General features: G+C 71.3%; 18 protein-coding genes. 7 read left to right on the forward strand and 11 right to left on the reverse strand.

The window, feature by feature from the left end; genetic code table 11:
- Positions 1 to 446 precede the first annotated feature (446 nt).
- Both H7F53_RS16210 and H7F53_RS16215 read left to right on the forward strand, forming a co-directional pair.
- Positions 447 to 1,448, forward strand: coding sequence for a glycosyltransferase family 2 protein (locus tag H7F53_RS16210; protein WP_185680557.1), 1,002 nt, complete (start codon positions 447 to 449; stop codon positions 1,446 to 1,448).
- The gene (locus tag H7F53_RS16215) at positions 1,445 to 2,902 is read left to right on the forward strand and encodes an oligosaccharide flippase family protein (RefSeq protein ID WP_185680558.1); all 1,458 of its coding nucleotides are present in this window, start codon (positions 1,445 to 1,447) and stop codon (positions 2,900 to 2,902) included. The genes H7F53_RS16210 and H7F53_RS16215 overlap by 4 nt, the downstream gene beginning before the upstream one ends.
- On the opposite strand, the gene H7F53_RS16220 is transcribed toward H7F53_RS16215, so the two are convergent.
- Positions 2,903 to 3,826 carry a hypothetical protein gene (locus H7F53_RS16220; RefSeq protein WP_185680559.1) on the reverse strand — a complete coding sequence of 308 codons (924 nt, stop codon included), beginning with the start codon at positions 3,824 to 3,826 and terminating at the stop codon, positions 2,903 to 2,905.
- A 129-nt stretch (positions 3,827 to 3,955) separates the two neighbouring features.
- Between H7F53_RS16220 and H7F53_RS16225 the strand changes: the two genes are divergently transcribed.
- Together H7F53_RS16225 and H7F53_RS16230 are read left to right on the forward strand one after the other, a co-directional pair.
- Positions 3,956 to 4,876, forward strand: coding sequence for an aspartyl protease family protein (locus H7F53_RS16225; RefSeq protein WP_246438959.1), 921 nt, complete (start codon positions 3,956 to 3,958; stop codon positions 4,874 to 4,876).
- Between the two features lie 68 nt (positions 4,877 to 4,944).
- Positions 4,945 to 6,774, forward strand: coding sequence for an ABCB family ABC transporter ATP-binding protein/permease (locus H7F53_RS16230; RefSeq protein WP_185680560.1), 1,830 nt, complete (start codon positions 4,945 to 4,947; stop codon positions 6,772 to 6,774).
- A 10-nt stretch (positions 6,775 to 6,784) separates the two neighbouring features.
- Here H7F53_RS16230 and H7F53_RS16235 read toward each other — a convergent pair whose 3' ends face one another.
- Complete coding sequence (locus H7F53_RS16235) at positions 6,785 to 7,174, reverse strand: MGMT family protein (RefSeq protein WP_185680561.1); 390 nt, start codon at positions 7,172 to 7,174, stop codon at positions 6,785 to 6,787.
- Between the two features lie 361 nt (positions 7,175 to 7,535).
- On the reverse strand, positions 7,536 to 8,456 hold the full coding sequence (locus H7F53_RS17585) for a L,D-transpeptidase family protein (protein ID WP_221773786.1): 921 nt from the start codon (positions 8,454 to 8,456) through the stop codon (positions 7,536 to 7,538).
- Between the two features lie 208 nt (positions 8,457 to 8,664).
- On the opposite strand from H7F53_RS17585, the gene H7F53_RS16245 reads away from it, so the two are divergent.
- Positions 8,665 to 9,009 (forward strand): hypothetical protein, encoded by a 345-nt coding sequence (locus tag H7F53_RS16245; RefSeq protein ID WP_185680562.1) that lies wholly within the window; start codon positions 8,665 to 8,667, stop codon positions 9,007 to 9,009.
- Between the two features lie 549 nt (positions 9,010 to 9,558).
- Here H7F53_RS16245 and H7F53_RS16250 read toward each other — a convergent pair.
- Positions 9,559 to 10,773, reverse strand: coding sequence for a UbiH/UbiF/VisC/COQ6 family ubiquinone biosynthesis hydroxylase (locus H7F53_RS16250; RefSeq protein WP_185680563.1), 1,215 nt, complete (start codon positions 10,771 to 10,773; stop codon positions 9,559 to 9,561).
- 112 nt (positions 10,774 to 10,885) lie between these two features.
- On the reverse strand, positions 10,886 to 12,607 hold the full coding sequence (locus H7F53_RS16255) for an alkaline phosphatase family protein (RefSeq protein WP_185680564.1): 1,722 nt from the start codon (positions 12,605 to 12,607) through the stop codon (positions 10,886 to 10,888).
- A 169-nt stretch (positions 12,608 to 12,776) separates the two neighbouring features.
- Here H7F53_RS16255 and H7F53_RS16260 point away from each other — a divergent pair, with 169 nt between their 5' ends.
- Both H7F53_RS16260 and H7F53_RS16265 read left to right on the forward strand, forming a co-directional pair.
- Positions 12,777 to 14,846: a protein-disulfide reductase DsbD family protein gene (locus H7F53_RS16260; protein ID WP_246438960.1), complete on the forward strand. Its 2,070-nt coding sequence runs from the start codon at positions 12,777 to 12,779 to the stop codon at positions 14,844 to 14,846.
- A 183-nt stretch (positions 14,847 to 15,029) separates the two neighbouring features.
- Positions 15,030 to 15,389 (forward strand): response regulator, encoded by a 360-nt coding sequence (locus H7F53_RS16265; RefSeq protein ID WP_246438961.1) that lies wholly within the window; start codon positions 15,030 to 15,032, stop codon positions 15,387 to 15,389.
- 243 nt (positions 15,390 to 15,632) lie between these two features.
- On the opposite strand, the gene hemN is transcribed toward H7F53_RS16265, so the two are convergent.
- The 6 genes from hemN to ccoG are packed head-to-tail and all read right to left on the reverse strand — an operon-like array spanning position 15,633 to position 21,481.
- The gene (gene hemN / locus H7F53_RS16270; RefSeq protein ID WP_185680567.1) at positions 15,633 to 16,946 is read right to left on the reverse strand and encodes an oxygen-independent coproporphyrinogen III oxidase; all 1,314 of its coding nucleotides are present in this window, start codon (positions 16,944 to 16,946) and stop codon (positions 15,633 to 15,635) included.
- 31 nt (positions 16,947 to 16,977) lie between these two features.
- Positions 16,978 to 17,208, reverse strand: coding sequence for a hypothetical protein (locus H7F53_RS16275; protein WP_185680568.1), 231 nt, complete (start codon positions 17,206 to 17,208; stop codon positions 16,978 to 16,980).
- An 8-nt stretch (positions 17,209 to 17,216) separates the two neighbouring features.
- Entirely contained in the window at positions 17,217 to 17,384 is a 168-nt protein-coding gene (gene ccoS / locus H7F53_RS16280; RefSeq protein ID WP_185680569.1) for a cbb3-type cytochrome oxidase assembly protein CcoS, read from the reverse strand.
- A 13-nt stretch (positions 17,385 to 17,397) separates the two neighbouring features.
- Positions 17,398 to 19,518, reverse strand: a complete 2,121-nt coding sequence (locus tag H7F53_RS16285) for a heavy metal translocating P-type ATPase (RefSeq protein ID WP_185680570.1) — start codon at positions 19,516 to 19,518, stop codon at positions 17,398 to 17,400.
- Positions 19,515 to 19,970 carry a FixH family protein gene (locus H7F53_RS16290; RefSeq protein ID WP_185680571.1) on the reverse strand — a complete coding sequence of 152 codons (456 nt, stop codon included), beginning with the start codon at positions 19,968 to 19,970 and terminating at the stop codon, positions 19,515 to 19,517. Before H7F53_RS16290 ends, H7F53_RS16285 begins: the two co-directional genes overlap by 4 nt.
- Positions 19,967 to 21,481, reverse strand: coding sequence for a cytochrome c oxidase accessory protein CcoG (gene ccoG, locus H7F53_RS16295; protein WP_185680572.1), 1,515 nt, complete (start codon positions 21,479 to 21,481; stop codon positions 19,967 to 19,969). Before ccoG ends, H7F53_RS16290 begins: the two co-directional genes overlap by 4 nt.
- Positions 21,482 to 21,504 lie beyond the last annotated feature (23 nt).

Genomic DNA, 21,504 nt, shown 5'->3' on the forward strand with positions numbered 1-21,504 from the left:
GTCGCCCACATGTCCCTTCATCAAAACCAACAATGTCAAAGATCAACAACCGACAAACAAACCGGACAACCAACCCCTCCCCGATCCATAAACCGGGGGAAATGGTCATCCGCCTCTGTCAGCGACCGGCCAGGAGGGCGTTTCAGCCACACCCCGTCGGTGAGGCGCCGTATATGGAGGGGTCCCAAACCCGTCAACGGCTTTCTTCAAAAAACTGTCACAACCCAGCAAATCCGGGCCTCCGGCACGCCGTTCACGGCCAACCGCCGGGCGAATCGCGGTCGATTCCGCCGCTTTCGTGATTCGGCACCGACTCTGCGCGGGCCTTCCTGCCAGCGGCCGTGACCCGCCGGATTGAGGCTTTGTTTACCCCGCACGGCTAAGGCGAAAAGCCCTAGGGATGGCCGCCGGCGGCCCCCGTGCGAAACCTGGATCCTGCCTGCCCCATGCCCAGTCCTGCGATCAGCGTTGCGATGAGCGTGTACAATGGCGAGCGCTTCCTCGCGCCGGCGATCGAGAGCGTGCTGGGCCAGACCTTCGGCGATTTCGAGTTCCTGATCCTCGACGACGGCTCGGCCGACGGCACCGCCGCGATCGTCCGCGCCTATGCCGCGCAGGACCCCCGCATCCGACCGATCATCCGCGAGAACCGCGGGCTCGTCGCCAGCCTCAACGAGCTGCTTGCCGCCGCGCGCGCCCCGATCGTCGCGCGGATGGACGCCGACGACATCTGCCACCCCGAACGCTTCGCCCGGCAGATCGGCTTCCTGGCCGGTCACCCCGACCATGGCGTGATCGGCAGCCGCACGACCGACATCGACGAGCAGGGCCAGAGCTTCCAGCTCAACCTCGCCGACCATCCGCTGAGCCACGACGAGCTGCTCCACAACATTGCCACCGACGGCCCGCTGCTGGCCCATCCGACCGTGATGTTCCGGCGCGACGTGGTGCTGGCCGCGGGCGGCTATCACGCCGCCTTCCGTCACTGCGAGGACTACGACCTGTGGCTGCGTCTGGCCCACCGCACGCGGATGGCCAACCTGCCCGAGCGGCTGCTCAGCTACCGCCGCTCGCCGGGGCAGGTCTCGAACCGTCATGCCGTGGAGCAGTGCATCGGCGTGGGGGTTTCGCGCGTGGCCTATTTCGAGCGCGCCGCGGGTCGGCCCGATCCGACCGAGACGCTGGCGGTGCTGCCGCCGATCGAGGCGCTGGATGCGCTGTTCGGCCGCGCCGGCGTGGCCCGCGAGATCCGCGCCCACACCGCGCGCGCGCTGCTCTACTCCGAGGCGGCGCTGGGCGGCGCGGCCTTCGACCTGTTGCTGCGCCACGTCGCCGACGGTGGCCGCGGCGGCGAGCTGTGGCGCACGGTGCCGCGCCTGGTCCGCTTCGGCAAGCCGGCCCGCGCCGTCCGCCTCGCCATGGCCCTGGTCGGCAGTCTCGCAGCATGAGCCTGCGCCGCTCGGCCCTGTGGTCGATGGCCACCCAATACGGCAGCTTCCTGTGCCAGTTCGCCAGCAGCGTGGTGATCTCGCGGTTCTTCCTGCGCCCGGCCGAGGTCGGGCTGTTCTCGATCGCGCTGGCCGCAGCGATGATGGCGGCGATCTTCCAGGACATGGGAATCAGCCGCTTCGTCACCGGTCAGCCGGACATGCGCGAGGCCCATGTCCGCGACTATGCCGGGGTGGCCGTGGCGCTCGGCTGGCTGGTCGCGGCGGGCATCGCGCTGGCCGCCCTGCCGCTCGCCTGGTTCTACGGCGAGCCGGGACTGGCGCCGCTGATGCTGATCATCGCGCTGGCCTATGCCGCCATGCCGCTGGCGATCGTGCCGGCGGCGCTGCTGACCCGGGCGATGAACTTCCGCGTCCTGTTCTTCGCCAATACCGGCAGCGCGCTGCTGGGCGCGGGGGCAAGCATCGGCGCCGCCGCCGCCGGAGCCGGCCCCGCCGCGCTGGCCTGGGGCATGCTCACCACCACCCTCACCCGGCTGGCCGTGGTGCAGGTGGCCCGCCCGGTCCTGCCGCGGCGCCCGCGCCGCGCCGAGACGGTGCGCCCGATGCTCGGCTTCAGCGGCGCCTCCTTCGCGATCAGCCTAAGCGGGGCAATCGGGATGCGCAGCCAGGACCTGATCGTCGGGCACCTGCTCGGCCTGTTCGCCACCGGCATCTTCACCCGCGCGACCGCGCTGGCCGGCCAGCTCTCGACCCTGGTGGTCGGCGCGCTCAACGCGGTGTTCTATCCCGCCTTCGCCCGCAAGCGCGACGCCGGCGAGGACCTCGCCGGGCCCTATCTTCACCTGATCGCCTGCAACACCGCGCTCAACTGGGCGGCGGCGGCCGGGCTGGCGGCGGCGGCCGGGCCGCTGGTCCACCTGCTCTATGGGCCGCGCTGGGCCGAGGTGGCACCGCTGCTGCGCTGGACCGCGCTGGCGGAGATGCTGTTCTTCGCCGTGCCGTTGCAGATGGACGTGCCGATCATGCTCGGCCGGATCCGCTCGCTGGTGTGGATCAACTGCCTCGACACCGCCGCCACCGTCGGGATTCTCGCGGCGTTCTGCGCTTGGGGAGTCGAGGCCGCAGCGGTCAGCCGGCTGGTCGCCGCCGGGCTGTGGTTCGTGATCTACATCACCTTCATCGGCCGTCTGCTGCACCTGCCGGTGGCGCAGCTGGCCGGGATCTATCTGCGCAGCGGGCTCTGCGCCGCCGCCGCCGCGGCCCCGCTCTATGGCGCGGTCGAGGGCGCCTGGTTCGGGCCGACGCCGGGGCTGCCGGTGCTGCTCGGGCTGGGCCTCTGCGGGGCGGTCGCCTGGCTGGCGCTGCTTGCCCTGCTGCGCCACCCGGCCTGGCAGGAGGTCCGCCTCGCGCTCAACCTCCTGCCCAGGCCCCGCGCCCTGCAGCCGGGCTGATCAGTCCGTCCCGGCGAGCCGGGCGATCGCCGCCCGGGCGACGCGCGGATAGCAGCCCCGGTCATAGCGATGGGTGCCAAGGAAATGGACCAACGAGACCGGCCCCAGCGCGCGCTCGGCCCAATAGTTCATGTAGCGGGCATAGGGCAGCAGCAGCGGATCGGGCTCGTTGGCGACGATCACGTTGGACATCACCTGCTCGCTGCCCCACTCCGCCCACTTGGCCGCGCCCAGCAGGGCCCGGGCCTCACGACTGAACGCATCGGCGACCTCACGCCCGCGCCCGCCGGGGGCAAAGCCGGCGAAACCGGCGCAGCCGCGGACATAGCGCAGCGGCCGGGGCAGCCCGGCGTCGATCCGGTGCAGGCCGGCCTCGATCAGCGCCTGGACGTGGCTGGTGGGCGGCATGGCCGCGGGATCGCCGGCGAAGTGGGCGGCATCCTGCAGCTCGGCCGAGGCATCGCCGCGCAGGGTGAAGCTGCGGCCGGCGGCGATCGCCGCGGCGACCTCGTCCACCGGGCCGACCGTCACCGTATCGGAATCGAGCTGGATCACATAGTGCGTGCGACGCAGCTCGAGCAGCACCAGCAGCCGCTCCCAGCAGCTGCCGCGCGGGCAGTCGCCGGGCGAAACCGCGGCGATCGGGCGGATCTCCGGATGGTCGAGATGCCGGGCCAGGACCGCCCGGTCGGCCGGGGTCAGGGTGCCGTCGTCGAGGATCACGAAGCGCCCGCGCCCGAGCTGGGCATGGAACGACTTGGCAGCGATCAGGTAGGGCGCGACCACCCGGGTGCCGATCATCGAGAACAGGATGACCCCATCGTCGCGCGCACGCACCGGCGGGGTGGCGAGCACGCCGCGGGCGATCCGGGCGAAGTGGCGTTCGCGCAGTTTGCGCAGGAGGCGCTGAGCCAGGTGTTCCATCCCGCCGGCCCTAGCAGCGCGGCGTTAAGGAAAGCCGAAACGCCCCCTTGCGGACACGTGGTGTCCCGTCGGGGAAGGTGGTAGAGCCGGCGGAACAAGTGTCGCCCCGGCGCAATGGGAGAGCTGTCGATGAACCCGACCGTCCTGGTCCTGCCGCTGCTGGCCGCGGCGATCGGCGCGCCGCTGCTCCATGCCCCGGCCGCCAAGGACAGCGCCGATACCGAGGTGATCGCCGTCACCAGGGACAGCCACGCGCGGATGACCGTGCCGGTGCGGATCGGCACGGCCGGGCCGTTCCGCTTCCTGCTCGACACCGGATCGCAGAACACGGTGGTCTCGAGCGACCTCGCCACCCGGCTTGCCCTGCCGGCCGAGCGGCGCGCCCGGCTGGTCGGGGTGGCCGGGACGCGCGATGTCCAGACCGTGCTGCTCGACGAGGTCGCGCTGGGCCGGCGCAGCTACTACGGCCTGACCGCCCCGGTGCTGGAGCAGCGCCACATCGGCGCCGACGGGATCGTCGGGCTCGACAGCCTGCAGGACCAGCGGGTGCTGATCGACTTCACCCGCCAGCTGATCGCGGTCAGCGACGCCAAGAGCCTGGGCGGCAATGCCGGGTTCGAGATCGTGGTCAGCGCGCGCAGCCGGTCCGGCCAGCTGATCATGACCGACGCGACGATCGACGGGGTGCGCACCGCCGTGGTGATCGATACCGGGGCCGAGATCTCGATCGGCAACATGGCGCTGCTCGCCGCGCTCGGCCGCAAGGGCGCGCAGCTCGAGCGGACCATGCTCGAGGGCGTCACCGGGCATAGCCTCCCGGCCGAACTCGCCGTGGCCAAGCGGCTGCAGATCCAGCGGCTCGAGATGACCCGGGCGGTGATCGCCTTCGTCGATGCGCCGCCGTTTGCCGCGCTCAAGCTCGACCGCAAGCCGGCGATCCTGCTGGGTATGCGCGAGCTGCGCGCCTTCCGCCGGGTGGCGATCGATTTCCAGACCCGCCGGATCCTGTTCGACATGCCCGATACCGCGCTGGGTCCCCTGCCCTGGTAACCGCCGCGGCTCCTGCCCGGCCGTCATCGCGCTTGTGACATCGCCCGGGTCGCCTACATAGGCCCACGATGCCACCCGAGATTCCCCGCACCGATGCCGCGGCCAGCCACGCCGGCTGGGCCACGATGCGCCGTTTCCTGCCCTATCTCTGGCCGGTCGACAATCCCGCGCTGCGCCGGCGGATCGTCGGTGCCACGCTGCTGATCCTCGCCGCCAAGGCCAGCACCCTCGCCCTGCCCTATGCCTACAAGCGCGCGATCGACGCGATGTCGGGCCCGGCCGTGGCGAACGGCACGGGCTATACCATCGCGCTGGCCTTCGTGCTGGCCTATGCGCTGGGCCGGTTCGCGGGGGTGGCCTTCGACAACCTGCGCAACATCGTTTTCGAGCGGGTCGGCCAGGACGCCACCCGCGCGCTGGCCGAGGACGTTTTCGGCCGGCTGCACAAGCTGTCGCTGCGCTTCCACCTCGCCCGCCGCACCGGCGAGGTGACCAAGACGATCGAACGCGGGACCAAGAGCATCGACGTGATGCTCTATTTCCTGTTGTTCAACATCGCCCCGACGGTGATCGAACTGCTGGCCGTGGCGATCATCTTCTTCGTCAACTTCGGCTGGCCGCTGGTGGCCGCCACCGCGCTGGCCGTGGTGCTCTATGCCTGGGCCACGCGCACCATCACCGAATGGCGCAATGCCCTGCGCGAGCGGATGAACCGGCTCGATGGCCAGGCCATGGCGCGCGCGGTCGACAGCCTGCTCAACTACGAGACGGTCAAGTACTTCGGCGCCGAGGCGCGCGAGGAGGCGCGCTACGCCCAGGCCACGCGCGCCTATGCCGAGGCCGCGGTGAAGAGCGAGAACTCGCTGGGGCTGCTCAACATCGCCCAGGCGCTGATCGTGAACCTGCTGATGGCCGGCGCCATGGCCTATACCGTCTGGGGCTGGTCGCGCGGCCAGCTGACGGTGGGCGACGTGGTCTTCGTCAACACCTACCTGACCCAGCTGTTCCGCCCGCTCGACATGCTCGGCATGGTCTATCGCACGATCCGCCAGGGGCTGATCGACATGGCCGCGATGTTCAAGCTGATGGACGAACCGCAGGAGGTGGCCGACGCGCCAGGAGCCCCGGCGCTGGTGGTGCGCCGCCCGGCGGTGACCTTCGACAACGTGGTGTTCGGCTACGAGCCCGACCGCACGATCCTCCACGGCCTCAGCCTCGAGATCCCGGCGGGAAGCAAGGTGGCCATCGTTGGCCCATCGGGCGCGGGCAAGAGCACGATCGCCCGGCTGCTGTTCCGCTTCTACGATCCGCAGGCCGGCCGGATCCTGATCGACGGACAGGATATCCTCGGGGTAACCCAGATCAGCCTGCGCAAGGCGCTGGGGATCGTGCCGCAGGATTCGGTGCTGTTCAACGATACCATCGGCTACAACATCGCCTATGGCCGTGACGGGGCGGGCCTCGCCGAGATCGAGGCGGCGGCGCGCGGCGCGGCGCTGGGGCCGCTGATCGAGCGGCTCCCGCAGGGCTTCGAGACCGAGGTCGGCGAGCGCGGGCTCAAGCTGTCGGGCGGCGAGAAGCAGCGCGTCGCGATCGCCCGCACCCTGGTCAAGAACCCGCCGATCCTGCTGCTCGACGAGGCGACCAGCGCGCTCGACACCCGCACCGAACAGGACATTCTCGCGACGCTCAACGCCGTGAGCCAGGACCGCACGACGATCTCGATCGCCCACCGCCTCTCGACCATCGCCGATGCCGACGCGATCTTCGTGCTGGACCAGGGCCGGCTCGCCGAGAGCGGCACCCACGCCGCCCTGCTGCGCCGCGACGGGGTCTATGCCGAAATGTGGGCGCGCCAGGCGGCCGAGAAGGACGAACTGGGCGTGGCCGCGGAGTAGCGGCGCGCGCTCAGCCTGCAGGCGGCCGGTCGGGTCGCCGCTGCACTGGCACGCCGTGAGGCAGATCGGCGACGGCGCGGCGATGAGCGGCCGGATCGGCAATCATCCCGGACGCAGCCACGGCAACGCCTTCGGCCCGCAGCAGATCGGCCTGGCTGCTGCCCAGCGCATCGCTGGCGCCGGGACGCAGGCGGCCGCTTTCGGGCACGGCGCGGTGCCACGGGATGGCCAGCTGCTCGGCCGGGTCAAGCGTGGCGAGGATGTAGGCCACATGGCGCGGCATCACGTCGAGATGGGCGCCCAGGTCCCCGAAGGTCACCAGCGTCCCCGGCGGGACGGCCTGGACGATGGCCAGCACGTCGGCGCGGATGCGGGCGAAGGCGGGACTGCGGGCTCTCATGCGATGGTCGCTCTCACCCGGGGCAGCAGCATGATGGTCATCTGCCAGCCGCCAATCTGGCGCAACAGCTGGACGATGGTTCGGCCCCGGGGACCGGGATGGCGTCCCGTGCCTGGTTGCGCCCAAAGTCGGACATCCAGATCCTCTCAGCACAGAACACACGACCACCCCCTGATCGTCGCCCCGGCCTTGAGCCGGGGCAGGGCTTGCGTGGCGAAGATTGGGGAAAACAGCCCTGTCCCGGGTCAAGCCCGGGACGACGATAGCTTTAACGATGTGCCATTTTGTGGGTGTGCGCATGCGTTTTGGGGTGGCCTCGGCGGGCTTTAGCTCAACGTCCGCTCACCACACAGGTCAGCCCCTAAATCACCTTGAAGCAATCAGTCCCTGCGGTCTTCAGCTGCGAACAGGAGGCATGGGCGCCCGTGCCGGAAGCCCGCAGGCGGAAAAAGCGCCGCGCACCGATCTCGACCGGGACCACCACCTTGCTGAACCGGGCCAGGTCGGGATGGCGGCCGAGCAGCCGGGTCCAGTAGGCTTCGGCCTCTTGCGGCGTCAGGGCGGCGGCCAGCTGGATGGTCTGGCTGGTCGCCGGCCAGGCCTGCGGCGCAGCGCCGCGCGAAGCCGCCACCAGCCGCCGGGCGCGGCCCGGGGCGGGCAGCACAACCTGGGCCATGCCAGGCGCCACCAGCAACCGCGGCTGGACCAGCGGCGCCGGTGCCCTCGGCCAGGCCAGAGCAAGCTGGCGGGCCTGATCGGCGCTCGTCACCGGCTCGTTCACGATGACAACCACCGTATCCCGGCTGCTGGTGACATCGAACAGGGTCCGCGCCACCGCAGCGGACACCCGGATGCAACCGTGCGAAGCGGGATAGCCCGGCAGGCGCCCCGCGTGGATCGCGATCCCGCCCATGGTCAGGCGCTGCATGAAGGGCATCGGCGCATTGCTGTAGAGGTTGGAGCGATGGAAGCGCCGCTTCTCGAGGATCGGGAACACCCCGGCCGGCGTGCGGTGGCCGCTCCGTCCGGTCGAGACCGGCGCGGTCAGCCAGGGCTCACCCTGTCGGAACGCGTCCATGCGCTGCGAGGCCTTGCTGATGACGATCAGGACCCCCGAATCGAGCGCCTCGGCCACGGTTGGGCGGGTCGGCGAAACCGGGCCGGCACCGCCCGCCCCCCGGGCGACCGGTGCGGGCACGGCTGGCTCGGGCGCGGCGGGAAGGCCCCGGATATCGGAAGCCTGCGGCAAGGAAACCGAATCGGACCAGGCGCCGCTGGCCATGAAGGCCACCGAAATCAAAGTCGTTGCCAGTGCCAACCGCCTGACCATCGACCTTCCCTGTACGAGCCCGCCCATTAACCATCTAAGCCACGGGTCGCGCCGGGCCAATGCCGTTCTCTGGCGGCCGGGGTTAATCAATGTAAGCGCCACCGGGCTGGACGGGGGGCGCCGGGCGGTGCAGCATGGGCCTTCCCAATCAGGCAGACCCATGGCCCGCAAGCATTCCCGATACGACCACAGCTTCGCCGCCCCGGACACGGACGACGAGGCCGAGGCCCCGCCACCGCCGCCCTGCTGGCTGTGCAGCCGACCGACCGGTCAGACCGTGGTCTGGCACCACCCCGTGCCCAAGAGCCGGGGCGGGCGCGATGTCGTGCCGATGCACCCGATCTGCCAGCAGACGCTGATCGCCAACTTCACCAATTCCGAGCTGCAGCGCTACGGCCTGGAGGTGGAGGGCCTGCTGCTGAACCCCGCGGTCCGCAAGTTCGTCGACTGGGTGGCGAACAAGGACCCGGACTTCACCGCGCCGATCACGAAGAAGAAGCGCTGAGCGGAGTGGCGGCGGGCCGGTGTCGTCGCTGTTGCCGTGGGCCTGAGCCAGAGGCCGGGCTGGTGGACCGGGGAGGCACCGCCTGGAACGACCGGACCTGATGGGGCGCGGACGTGGCTTGCGAGGGCGGGCTGGGCTTGCGGGGGCGGGCTGGGCTTGCGGGGGCGAGCGGGGCTGTCGCTCATTGTCTGATCAACCCCAAACCCATCGTCATGCCAGCGCAGGCTGGCATCTTCCGCGGCGGGGTGAGAGATCCCGGCTTTCGCCGGGATGACGGGTATCCGCCGCAAGCCGCCGAGCCCACGTAGGCCCTCCCCTCCATCCCGTCATGCCAGCGCAGGCTGGCATCTTCCACAGCGGGGCCAGAGATCCCAGCCTTCGCTGGGATGACGGGTATCGCGCGCAAGCCGCCGAGCCCACGTAGGCCCTCCCCTCCATCCCGTCATGCCAGCGCAGGCTGGCATCTTCCTCGGCGGGGCGAGAGGTCCCAGCCTTCGCCGGGATGACGGGTGTGGGGCGCTACCAGGCCTTCACTCCTGCCCTACGGGACTAGCCCTGCAGCAGCGCCGGCAGCTTGCCGCTCATCCCGCGGGCCTCGTCCATGAACCAGCGCTTGAGCGCGGGGGTGCGCTGGATCGCGCCCATGCCGGCGCGGCGGATCAGCGACGAAAGGTTGCCCGGCACGCCGAACAGCCGGGTGATCGTGTCGGTGGCGGCCATCACCGTCAGCGAATCGACGCTGCGCCACTGCTCGTAGCGCTTGAGCACCTGGGCATCGCCGGGATCGAGCCCCAGCCGCATGCCCTCGGTGAGCACCTCGACCAGCGCACCGACATCGCGCAGGCCCAGGTTCAGCCCCTGCCCGGCGATCGGGTGCATGCCGTGCGCGGCATCGCCGACCAGCACCAGCCGGTCTTCGACGATCCGCGCGGTGTGCTGGAAGCTCAGCGGCCAGGACATCCGCGGCGCGCAGAGTTCGACCTGGCCGAAGATCGGCCCGACCCGCTTCTGCACCTCGGCGAGGAAGGCGCGGTCGGACAGACCGGTCCAGGCCTTGGCTTCGGCCTCGGCCACGGTCCAGACCAGCGCCGAGCGGTGCCGCCCGTTCTCGTCCAGCAGCGGGAGCAGCGCGAAGGGGCCGGCGGGATAGAAGATTTCCCAGGCGACATTGTCGTGGGGCTTCTCGTGGTAGAGCGCGGTCACCATCGCGCGGTGGTGGTAGTCCCACTGCGCCAGCTTGAACCCGGCCTCCTCGCGCGTCGGGCTCTGCCGTCCTTCGGCGCCGACCAGGAGACGGCCGCGCAGAACCTGGCCATCGGCCAGCGTGGCCGCGACCCCGTGCGGTCCGCGCTCGCGATCGATCACCGTGGCACCGGTGTGCCAGGCGATGTTCGGCTCGCTCCGGGCAGCCTCGAACAGGGCCAGGCGGATATCGCGGTTGGCGAACATCCGGCCTAGCGAACCCTCCTCCGGCGCGGGGCGGAAATCGAGCCGGCCGGGCTTCATCTGGTCGGTCACCGCGATCGCGTCGATCGGACAACCCAAAGGCTCAAGCGCCGCGGCGAGACCGATGTTGGTGAACAGGTTCCAGCTGGCCGTGGAGATCGCCGAGGCCCGGCCGTCGGCGTGTTCGGCGGTAAGCTCGGCCGGATCGGCGCGGTCGATCACATGGCTGGTGATCCCGGCGCGCGCGGCGGCCAGAGCCAGGGTCATGCCGACGAGGCCGCCGCCGAGGATCACGAGATCGCGTGAGGTGCTGTCCATGCCCCGGTCTTACGCCTGCCCCGGGGCGTCGGGCAAGCGGGCGTTGGGGCAGGATGGGAGGTGGCCCCGGTGCTGCGGCATCCCGGGCTCGACCCGGGACGACGGGGCTTGCCTAATTGCAGCTGTTTCCCGGCCCGCCATCGAGATCGAGGCAGCGCCCGTCGAAGCTGCCCTCGGGCACCTTGAGCCCGAGCACCGCCGTCAGCGAGGGCGCGATGTCGACCGTCTCGACCGGGGCGGGCTGCTCGAAGCCGGCCCAGCCCTTGCGCCAGACCAGCAGCGGCACGCGCCGGTCGTAGTCCCACGGGCTGCCGTGGGTGGCGACATAGCCCGGCCCGGCGGCCGGGATCGGCACGATCGCGCGGTTGAGCAGGATCACCACGTCGCCCGAGCGCTGCGCGTCGAAGCTGGCGCGGGCGCGCTCGCGCAGGGTCCAGTCCTGCGGGTTGCCCGCGGGGGTGGTGAGCCGGGCCAGCTCGTCATGGGTGTAGACCGCGGCGACCTGCGGGTGGTTGCGCACCCGCGCGACCAACGCCGCGGCGACCCGGGCGCGCTGGGTCTCGGGCAGGGCCTTGGTCACCCAGAAATCCCCGAACGCGCCATCGCCATAGAGCAGCGGCCCTTCGACCGTCAGCCCGAGCTCGGCCGCCAGCGCCTTGCCCAGCGCGGCCGGGCTCAGCGCCGGATCGACCCGCACCGCGCCGGGCAGGCCCTGCTGGGCCAGCCGCTCGGGCAGGTCGAGCCCGCCGTGGTCGGCGGTGAGGACCGCGAGATAGTCGACCCCGCTGGCATCGAGCCGGGCGAACAGCGCGCCGATCGTGCGGTCGAGCTCGGCCATCTGGATGCACATCTCGAGCCCCTCGGTGCCATAGGCATGACCGACATAGTCGGTCGCCGAGAAGCTGACCGACAGCACATCGGGCGCCGGGCCGCGGCCGAGCCGGAGATCCTCGGCCAGCCGCGCGGCGAGGTCGCCGGTGGCCGCGTCCATCCGCGGCGAGACGCGGAAGGCGTCGGGCTGGTTGGGTGCGAGGGCGAACCGGCCTTGCCCCACGGTGACGTCCTTGCCGGCGATGACCGCCGCGTCGCGCGGAGCGCACCAGGCCGGCACGGGCAGCGCCGGGGCGCCGCTCTTCAGCGCGGCCGTCAGCGCGACATTCGCGGCAGTGACCGCCGGCGGCGCGGTGCGGCCGCGCAGCGAGACGAACTGGCCCTTGAGATACCACCAGCCCTCGTCGATGCGGTGGCCGCCCATCATCACCACCGCGCGGTCCTTGGCCGAGACGGCCACGTTGCGGCTGGCCGGATAGGCCTGCTTCAACCAGTCGCCCAACGTCGGCACGCGCAGGTGCACGGCCGAGACCACGGGGTTGCGCGAAGAGCTGGCCGGGTCGGTCTCGTCCTCGGCGCAATAGACCGCCTTGTCGGCGCGGGCGAGGCCGGGGTCGAACCAGGTGTTGGCGATGATCCCGGTGCGCGCCGGATGGGCGCCGGTCAGGATGGTCGAATGGCCCGGGCAGGTCTCGGTCGCGGCATGGCTCTGGAAGGCGCTGGGGAACACGCCGCCCTGCAACAGCCGGGCGAGCCCACCGGTGTAGTGCTGGCGGTACTGCGCGAAGAGGTCGGCCGAGAACTGGTCGACCGAAATCGCCACGATCAGCCGCGGCGGCCCGACCGGGGCCGGTGCCGCCACCGGCGGCGGGGCGCTGGCCACCCGGTCCGGCGCGGCGGTGCACCCCGCCAGCAGGGTCAGCGCGGCGGCCAGGGCGGGGCCGGGCAGAAGGCGGGCAGACCGGCGACAGGCACGAAACGGACGGCAGGCACGAAGGGGCATGGGGGTTCCTTGGCGGCAGGCTTTGCTTGTGTTGCTGCAGGCGACGCGGCAGGAACCAACCTTGCCGGGCGCATCTGCCCGGCGCAACTGACATTTCCCCGTGGAGTCGGCCCGCCTCATGTTGCCTCGCTATCGCTGCCTCGTTGCACTGCTGTTGCAATGGCTGGTCATGGCTGTTGCAGGGCCGGTGCAGGCCCAGCCCGGCGCGCCCAACCACATCGCCGCGGCCCTGCGGGTGGAAGGCCCCGCCGCCCCCGGCAGCACGGTCATGGTCGCGCTCGAGATGAAGCCGGCCAAGGGCTGGCACGGCTATTGGTCGAACCCGGGCGATGCGGGCTTCGGCATGACCCTGAAGTGGTACCAAGGGGACGTCGCCGCCGACGCGGATTTCGGCACACCGCTCTATCCGGTGCCTGATACCCTGCTGATCGCCGGGCTGATGAACCACGTCTATGAGCACGACTACGCCGTGCTGGTGCCCTACCGCGTCCCCGCCGCCGCCCGGCCCGGATCGGTCCTGCCGATCGCGGTCAAGGCGCAGTGGCTGGCCTGCACCGACGCCGTCTGCGTGCCCGAGCAGGCCCGGCTCGAGGCGGGGGTGACGGTGACCGCACCCGGCGCGGCCAGTCCGGCCAGCCCGCAATTCGACCAGTGGCGCGCCCGCCTGCCCGCACCGCTGGGCAGTCCGGCGCGGATCGCCGCGGCGGGGCCGGTGCTGCGCCTGGGCATTCCCTTGCCGCAGAGCGTGGCGCTGGAGCGGCCCCACGTGTTCGTCGCCGACGAGGCGCTGGTCGACTATGCCGCGCCGCAGGAGTTCCGCCGACAGGGCGACCTGCTGGTGGTGACGCTGCGCCGCAATCCCGCGGCTGGCGCGGGGGCGGCGCCCGCCGCGCTCCACGGCGTGCTGAAGCTCAACCGCGCAGGCGACGGCGTGACCTTCACCGCCGCGCCCGGCGCGGTAGCCGCCGGCGGCGCGCTCGTGGCCGAAGGCGCCGACGCCCCATCCACCCCGCTCGTCTGGCTGGTGCTGGCAGCGCTGGCTGGCGGGCTGCTGCTCAACGTCATGCCCTGCGTCTTCCCGATCCTCAGCCTCAAGGCGCTCTCGCTGGCCCGCGCCGGGGAGAGCGAGGCCGAAGCGCGGACCGAAGGGCTGGCCTACACCGCGGGCGTGGTCCTTGCTTGCAGCGCGTTGGGCGCCGTCCTGCTCGCCCTGCGCGCCGGCGGCAGCGAGGTCGGCTGGGCCTTCCAGCTCCAGGACCCGTCGGTGGTCGCGTTGCTGCTGCTGCTGGCACTGGCGATCACGGCCAACCTCGCCGGGGTCTACGAGTTCGCCGTGCCCGGCTTCGTCAACCGGGCCAGCAGCGCGACGGGTGGGACCGGGTCGCGGAGTGGCGGGGCCAACGGGGCCTTCGCCACCGGATTGCTGGCCGCCTTCGTCGCCACGCCCTGCACCGGACCGTTCATGGCCGCAGCGATGGGCGCAGCGCTCCTGTTGCCGGTGGCCGAGGCCATGCTGCTGTTCGTCGCGCTGGGCGTGGGCCTGGCCCTCCCCTTCCTCGCCATCGCCTTCGTTCCGCCGCTGCGCCGCGCCCTGCCCCGGCCTGGCGGCTGGATGGTGCGGTTCCGCCACGCCATGGCCGTGCCGATGGGGCTGACCGCGCTGGCGCTGGCCTGGCTGACCTGGCGCCTGGCCGGCCCGGTCATCCTCGCGCTCGAACTGGCCGTGGCCCTCGCGGCGGGCCTGCTGCTGGTTGAGCTAGGCCGCCGCCAGCGCCGCGGCGCAGGAGTGGCCCGACTTGGCGGCGGCGGGCTGGTGGCGCTGGGACTGGCCGCGGCGCTGGTTCCCGTGGCGATCGCCCCCCAGGCGCCGGCCGCCGCGCGCGACGGCCTGCCCAGCCAGCCCTTCTCCGCCGCGGCACTGGCCCAGGCCCGGGCCAGCGGCAAACCGGTGTTCGTCTGGATGACCGCCGACTGGTGCCTGACCTGCAAGGTCAACGAACGCGTCGCGATTGACCGGGCCGAGACCCGCGCGGCCTTTGCCGGAGCCGAGGTGGTCGTGCTCAAGGGCGACTGGACCCGGCGCGATCCGGAGATCACCCGCTATCTGGGCGCGCAGGGTGCGGCGGGCGTGCCGCTCTACGTCTGGTATCCCGGACCGGCTCCGGCCGCTCCGGTCACCCTGCCACAGCTGCTCACCCCGGACAGCCTGGTGGCGCTCACGCAGAAAGTGCGCAGCTAAGGGTATCTACAGGAACCAATTCAGGCTCGGTACATTTCAACACCATAGCGGCCGACGAGAACGGCGCACTATCCTGTGCACCATGGGCATGCGGCCGAGGCTTCGCGAGTACCGAAAGCGATGTGGCAAAGCGAAACGGCCAGCCCGAGCGGGTTGCAGAGACAGGCCCCACGGGTCTTGATCATGGAGGACGAGTTCATAGTCGCGCTCGACCTTTCGGGCATGACCGAAGACTTGGGCTATGTCGTGACTGGACCGTTCGCGACCCTGTCTGAAGGCGTCCTCGCGATCCAAGGGCAGCGCCCCGATGCCGCCATCCTCGACGTGCAGTTGGCCGATGGTGACGTGTTTCCGCTGGCCGACGAGCTGACCCGGATGGGCGTACCGATCATCTTCCACTCGGGCCATGCCGACAGCCAGAGCCTGATCAGCCGCTATCCGGGGGCCTGCAGCGCGAGCAAGCCATGTTCGCCTGATCTGATCGCCACCTACCTGCATCAGCTGACGGCCAGCCTGATGCCGGATCGCGCCACCCCGTTCTGACCTTGCCGCACGCTGACGACCGGGAGAGACGGCGGATTTGATCGGGGTCAAGGCTTGGCCGGCCTTGCCGCACTATACCGATTCCCGTCGGACGGAGTCACCCACGCGTCGCTCTTTCCGGCATCATTCTCCCCAACTCCCAAGGGGGCGGTCCGGCGTGACCGCCCTCCTTTTTCGCGCGCCGTGACGCGGCGCGAGCACTGCCTGGGGTGGCGGGCGCAGCGGGGAGGAGGCTGGCTGGCGTCAGACCGCCGAGCTGAAGCGGCGCACCCCATCCTGCCGATAGGGATCGAACAGCGCGGCCACCGTGCGGGCGTAGGGCAGCCCCTCGGGCCGGAGCTCGAGCACGTCGTCGGTCAGGTCGATCAGCCCCCGCTCGCGGAACGGAGCCAGCGCGCCGATCTGCTCCTGCATCAGGTCGAGCGGCAGGCTGGCGCGGTTGTGACAGAGCAGGCTTTCGATCACCAGCCCGCGGCGCTGGTCCTCGGCCGAGCGGCGTACTCCGTGCGTGCCGGTCAGGCGGTCCTGCGACAGCAACATGCGGTAGCGCCCGGCGTTCTTCTCGTTCTGGACGATGAGGTGCGGAAACTGGCTGATCGCCGAGGCCCCCAACCCGATCAGCACAGGGGCCTGATCCTCGGTGAAGCCCTGGAAATTGCGGTGCAGCCGCCCGGCCAGCGCGGCCTGCGCCAGGGCATCGCCGGGCAGCGCGAAGTGATCGAAGCCCACCGGCTGGTAGCCCGCCGCGGTCAGCTGGGCCCAGCCATTCCACGCCATGCGGAACCGGGCCGGCATATCGGGCAGGTCGGCAGCGTCGATCTGCTTCTGCCGCGGGATCAGGTGCGGCACATGGGCATAGCCGAACAGCGCGATCCGGTCGGCGCCCAGCTCGATCGAACGGGCGAGCGTCTCGGCCAGGTCGGCGTCAGTCTGACCGGGCAGGCCGTACATCAGGTCGAAGTTCAGCGAGGTGATCCCGGCGGCGCGCAACTGCTCGGTGGTGCGCGCGATCAGGGCATCGGGCTGCACCCGGCCGATCGCCGCCTGCAGCCGCGGGCTCAGCGTTTGCACCCCGAGGCTGGCGCGGGTGATGCCAATGCAGCGGATCACCATGCCCCAGTCGGCCGCGAGGGTCCGCGGATCGAGCTCGATCGAGACCACCGGATCGTACAGCGGGAGGTGCACCGTCAGCGCATCGACCAGCCGGACGAATTCGAGCGGGCTCAGCGCATTGGGGCTGCCGCCACCAAAGGCGATCCGCTGCACCCGGGTGCCGCGCGGCAGACGCTGGCCGACCAGCGCGATCTCGCGGTGCAAGGCATCGAGATAGCTGGTCAGCCGCGCGACCTTGTTCGAGCGGCCGGTGTTGCAGCCGCAGTACCAGCAGATCTGCTCGCAGAACGGCACGTGGATATAAAGCGAGACGGTGCCGCTGACCTCTTCCAGCGCGGCGCCCAGCTCGGGCGCGCCGACGCCATCGGTGAACTCCGCGGCGGTGGGAAAGCTCGTGTACCGGGGAACCGGCCGCGTCAGGAGATCGGGGTGGAAGGGCCACATGCAGTCGTTCTCCCCGCTCCGGCCGTGGCCGTCATTGTCGCGTATCAATTTGCCGGGCGGCGGACTTTTTTCGCGAACCGGTGTGACAGCCCTTGGCGCAGCAGCCCGGCTGCTCGCGTCCTGGCGGATCCTCGCCCGACAACGGCAGCGAGATGGTGCGGGTCAGGCCATCGCCTGAGCAGACCGCGACGGCCAGCGCACCAGCCCGTGCCGGGCTGGTGTTCAGCGCCGCCGGCAGCAGGGCCAGCAGGCCCATCAGCACGCGCCGCCTCATGGCTGCACCGGCGGGACGGATGGCTGATCGTCCTCGATCAGGATGCGCGCGGCGGCGCCATCGCAGTCCTCGAACTGGCCGTTGCGCAGGGCCCAGAAGAAGGCGACCAGCCCGATCAGCCCCATCATCAGGGCCAGCGGGATCAGCAGGGCCAATCCGGTCATGGCAGTTCTCCGGTCATCGCGCGGCTCGGGCAAGGCGCAGCGAGTTGGCGATCACGAGCAGCGAGGACAGCGACATGGCCGCCGCGGCAATCAACGGGGTGACCAGCCCGGCCATGGCCAGCGGAACGGCCAGCACGTTGTAGCCGATCGCCAGCGCGAAGTTCTGGCGGACCACAGCCATGGTCCGGCGGGCCGCGCGGACCGTGCGCGGCACGGCGGCGAAGGAATCGCCAAGGAACACGAAATCCGCTGCCTGGCGGCCGACATCGCTGGCCGTGCCCGGGGCCATCGAGGCATCGGCCGCGGCCAGCGCCGGTCCGTCGTTGAGGCCGTCGCCCACCATCAGCACCCGCCGGCCCTCGGCCTGGAGGCGCTGGATCGCCGCCTGCTTGTCGGCCGGACTGGCTGCGGCGGCGGCCGTGAGCCCGACCTGCCCGGCCACGTCGAGCACCGCCGCTGCGTTGTCGCCCGAGACGATCCCGGCGGCGATGCCAAGCCGGCCGAGCTGGTCGAGCGCAGCCGGGACATCGGGACGCAGACGGTCAGCGAAACCGATCAGGCGGGCCGGCTGGCCGGCGATCGCCAGCACCGTGGCCATGCCGCCGGCGGTCTCGGGCCGGCGCAGCGCCACGGCCAGACCGTCGCACCGCGCCGTGACGCCGCGGCCCGGCTCCTCGGCCACCTGCTCCAGCGCCGCCGGGGTCACCCCGCGTGCCGCCAGGGCCTCGACCAGAGCGCGGGACAGCGGGTGGCGGCTGTGCGAGGCGAGCGCCAGCGCGATACCGGCTGCGGCGGCATCGAACCCGGCCAGCGCGGCCGGATCGGGCACGGGCCGGCCCAGGGTGAGCGTTCCGGTCTTGTCGAACAGGGCGTGGTTGACCGTATCGAGCCGCTCGAGTGCGGACCCGTCCTTGACCATCACTCCCTGGCGCAGCAGTGCCCCGCAGGCGACCACCTGCGCCACCGGGACGGCCAGCCCCAGCGCGCAGGGGCAGGTGATGATCAGCACGGCGATCGCGATCACCAGCGACTGGTGGAGCCCGGCGCCGTGCAGCATCCACCCGGCGAAGGACAGCGCGGCCAGCGTGTGCACCGCCGGGGCGTAGAGCCGCGAGGCGCGGTCGGCGATCCGCACGTAGCGCGACCGCGCCTGCCCGGCCGCGTCCATCAGCCGCGCGATCTCGGCCAGGGTGGTACCCTGCCCAGCCGCGGCGATCCGCACGTCGACCGGCGCCTCGAGGTTGAGCGTGCCGGCATGGACCACGGCGCCCGGCCCGGCCGCGACCGGGGCGCTCTCGCCAGTGAGCAGCGACTGGTCGAACCGGCTGTGGCCGCTCAGGATCTCGCCATCGGCGGCCAGCCGCTCACCCGCCGCGACGCGCATGGTCATGCCGGGGACGAGGTCCACCGCGGCGACCCAGGCGATGCTTCCGTCCTTGCCCAGCACCAGGGCCCCCGGCGCGGCCTGGCGCAGCAGGGCATCGACCCCGGCGCGCGCGCGGTCGCGCATCGCCGCGTCAAGCGCGCGCCCGGCCAGCAGGAACAGCAGCAGCATCAGCGTGCCGTCGAACCAGGCATCGGCGCCGCCGGTGGCGGTCTCGTACAGCGAGAGCACGGTGGCCAGCGTCACCCCGATCGCGATCGGCACGTCCATGTTGGTGCGGCCGCGCCGCAGCGCGCCCCAGGCCGAGACGTAGAACACGCGCCCGGCGTAGAGGATCGCCGGAACGCCGATCAGGGCGGAAAGCCAGTGGAACAACTCACGCGTGGCCCCGGTCGCGCCCGACCAGATGCTCACCGAGAGCAGCATGACGTTCATCGCGGCGAAGGCCGCCACGCCGAGCGGCGCCAGCAGCGGCCGCGCCGCCGAGGGTGGCGGGGCCAGCTCGGGCCCGCGCGGCTGGGCGGGAAAACCGATGGCGGCGAGCGCCTCGATCAGCACGGGCGGCGCCAGCGCGGGATCGTGCTGCACCGCCACCTGCCGCGCGGTGAGATTGACCCGTGCCACGGCGACGCCCGGGACGGCAACGAGGCCGCGTTCGACCTTGGCCATGCAGCCGGCACAGTGCATGCCGGGCACGACCAGCACGGTCTGGCCGAGCGGCGGTTCGGGCAGGCGGGCCAGCGCGGTCATGCCACCACCTGCTCGCGGCGCCAGCGCCGTGCCCCGGCCCGCACCTCGATGCGGATCCGCCAGCGCCCGGCAGGAATCGCCTCCAGCGAGCGGAATGCCGTGCCCGTGCCGCGGAACCGCAGGACCCGGTCAGGCGCGCGGCCGAGCGGATGCCAGGCCTCGCCGGTCACCTGTGCCCCGGCCGGGACACCCTGCAGCGTGACACGGATCGTGCCGTCGGCCGCATGACCGATCTCCGCGCCCCAGCCCAGTCCGCGCTCGGCCCCGGCCTCGTCGAGCCAGCGGTTGAAGTGCTGGCTGGCGACATAGGAGTTCTGGACCACCACGCCGCCGAAGGTGCGGCCGGCCAGTTGTGCCATCAGCAGGTTGACCGCGATCACGACCCCGAAGAAGGCCAGCATGATTGCGGCCATGTGGCGGCCGGTGAAGGGCCGGGCAACGGACTGGCTCATCTGGCGTGCTCCTCGCGTTCATGGTCCCCGCGTTCGTGGTCGGCGCGTTCGTGGTCGCCGGGGGTGTCATCATCATCCCGGGGCGCGTCGAAGCGCGTTTCGGTGCGGTCGCCGCCGCCCTCGGCGTCGGTCGCGGCGAGGACGAAGTGGAACGCCTGCTCGGCGGTGCCCGCAGGCGCAGCCACGTAGACGCGCAGCGGCAGGACCGTGTCGGCCGGTACGGTCATGGCGAGCGTGCGGCCGGCCTCGTCGCGGCCCATCGCATCGCTCCACATCACGGCCCCGGGCAGCCCCTGCAGCGCCACCTGCATGGGCCGGGGGCGGCGCTCCATGTTCTTGAGCTTGAGCGTCCAGGCATTGCGGACCGATCCGTCGCTGAGCACCATGAAGGGGGGATTGCGATCCTTCTGCACGGCGAGATCAATGTGCGTGCGCGTGCCGAGGGCGAACAGCAGCCCGGCCCCGATGGCCGACCAGATGCCCAGGTAGACCAGCGTGCGCGGGTGCCAGATCAGCTTGCGGTGCGGCGTCGGCGGACAGCCGGCCTTCTCCTTCGCGGCATCTTCCAGCGTGGCATAGTCGATCAGCCCGCGCGGCCGCCCGATCTGCGCCATCACCCGGTCACAGGCATCGATGCACAGCGCACAGGTGATGCAGCCGATCTGCGGCCCCTCGCGGATGTCGATCCCGGTGGGGCATACCGCGACGCACTGGTTGCAGTCGATGCAGTCGCCATAGGTCCCGGGATCCTTCGCCGCCTGCTTGAGGCTGCCGCGCGTCTCGCCGCGCCAGTCCTTGTAGGTGACGATCAGGCTCTTCTCGTCGAGCATGGCGGTCTGGATGCGCGGCCAGGGGCACATGTAGATGCACACCTGCTCGCGCATGAAGCCGCCGAGCCAGAAGGTGGTGAAGGTCAGCACCGCCACCGAGCCGTAGGCCACCGGGGCGGCCTGCCCGCTCCAGAACTCCCGCACCAGGGTGGGTGCATCGGCGAAGTACATGATCCAGGCGCCGCCGGTCCAGAAGGCGATGACGAGGTAGATCGACCACTTGAGCAGCCGCCGCGCCACTTTGCTGGCGGTCCAGGGCGCCTGGTGCAGGCGCAGCTGGGCATTGCGGTCGCCATCGATGAAGCGGTCGACATGCTGGAACAGGTCGGTCCAGACGGTCTGCGGGCAGGCATAGCCGCACCAGGCGCGGCCGACCGCGCTGGTCACCAGGAACAGGCCGATCCCGGCCATGATCAGCAGGCCGGCAACGAAGTAGAACTCCTGGGGCCAGATCTCGATCGCGAACATGTAGAAGCGGCGGTGCGCCAGATCGACCAGGATCGCCTGGTCCGGGGCATAGGGCCCGCGGTCCCAGCGCAGCCACGGCGCGCCATAGTAGATCGCCAGGGTGATCGCCATGATCGCCCACTTGAGGCGGCGGAAGGTCCCGTCGATCCTCGCCGGAAACACGCCCCGGCGCTTTTCGTAGAGCCCGGTGGCGACCGGAGCCGGGTTACGCATTGTCCTTCACCTTCCCGGTGTGG

This window comes from Novosphingobium piscinae (assembly GCF_014230355.1).
Lineage (GTDB): Bacteria > Pseudomonadota > Alphaproteobacteria > Sphingomonadales > Sphingomonadaceae > Novosphingobium > Novosphingobium piscinae.

Coding starts and splice junctions, on each gene's coding strand:
- H7F53_RS16210 (WP_185680557.1), top strand. CDS start 447: ATGCCCAGTCCTGCGATCAGCGTTGCGATGAGCGTGTACAATGGCGAG.
- H7F53_RS16215 (WP_185680558.1), top strand. CDS start 1,445: ATGAGCCTGCGCCGCTCGGCCCTGTGGTCGATGGCCACCCAATACGGC.
- H7F53_RS16220 (WP_185680559.1), bottom strand. CDS start 3,826: ATGGAACACCTGGCTCAGCGCCTCCTGCGCAAACTGCGCGAACGCCAC.
- H7F53_RS16225 (WP_246438959.1), top strand. CDS start 3,956: ATGAACCCGACCGTCCTGGTCCTGCCGCTGCTGGCCGCGGCGATCGGC.
- H7F53_RS16230 (WP_185680560.1), top strand. CDS start 4,945: ATGCCACCCGAGATTCCCCGCACCGATGCCGCGGCCAGCCACGCCGGC.
- H7F53_RS16235 (WP_185680561.1), bottom strand. CDS start 7,174: ATGAGAGCCCGCAGTCCCGCCTTCGCCCGCATCCGCGCCGACGTGCTG.
- H7F53_RS17585 (WP_221773786.1), bottom strand. CDS start 8,456: ATGGCCAGCGGCGCCTGGTCCGATTCGGTTTCCTTGCCGCAGGCTTCC.
- H7F53_RS16245 (WP_185680562.1), top strand. CDS start 8,665: ATGGCCCGCAAGCATTCCCGATACGACCACAGCTTCGCCGCCCCGGAC.
- H7F53_RS16250 (WP_185680563.1), bottom strand. CDS start 10,773: ATGGACAGCACCTCACGCGATCTCGTGATCCTCGGCGGCGGCCTCGTC.
- H7F53_RS16255 (WP_185680564.1), bottom strand. CDS start 12,607: ATGCCCCTTCGTGCCTGCCGTCCGTTTCGTGCCTGTCGCCGGTCTGCC.
- H7F53_RS16260 (WP_246438960.1), top strand. CDS start 12,777: ATGGCTGTTGCAGGGCCGGTGCAGGCCCAGCCCGGCGCGCCCAACCAC.
- H7F53_RS16265 (WP_246438961.1), top strand. CDS start 15,030: ATGGAGGACGAGTTCATAGTCGCGCTCGACCTTTCGGGCATGACCGAA.
- hemN (WP_185680567.1), bottom strand. CDS start 16,946: ATGTGGCCCTTCCACCCCGATCTCCTGACGCGGCCGGTTCCCCGGTAC.
- ccoS (WP_185680569.1), bottom strand. CDS start 17,384: ATGACCGGATTGGCCCTGCTGATCCCGCTGGCCCTGATGATGGGGCTG.
- H7F53_RS16285 (WP_185680570.1), bottom strand. CDS start 19,518: ATGACCGCGCTGGCCCGCCTGCCCGAACCGCCGCTCGGCCAGACCGTG.
- H7F53_RS16290 (WP_185680571.1), bottom strand. CDS start 19,970: ATGAGCCAGTCCGTTGCCCGGCCCTTCACCGGCCGCCACATGGCCGCA.
- ccoG (WP_185680572.1), bottom strand. CDS start 21,481: ATGCGTAACCCGGCTCCGGTCGCCACCGGGCTCTACGAAAAGCGCCGG.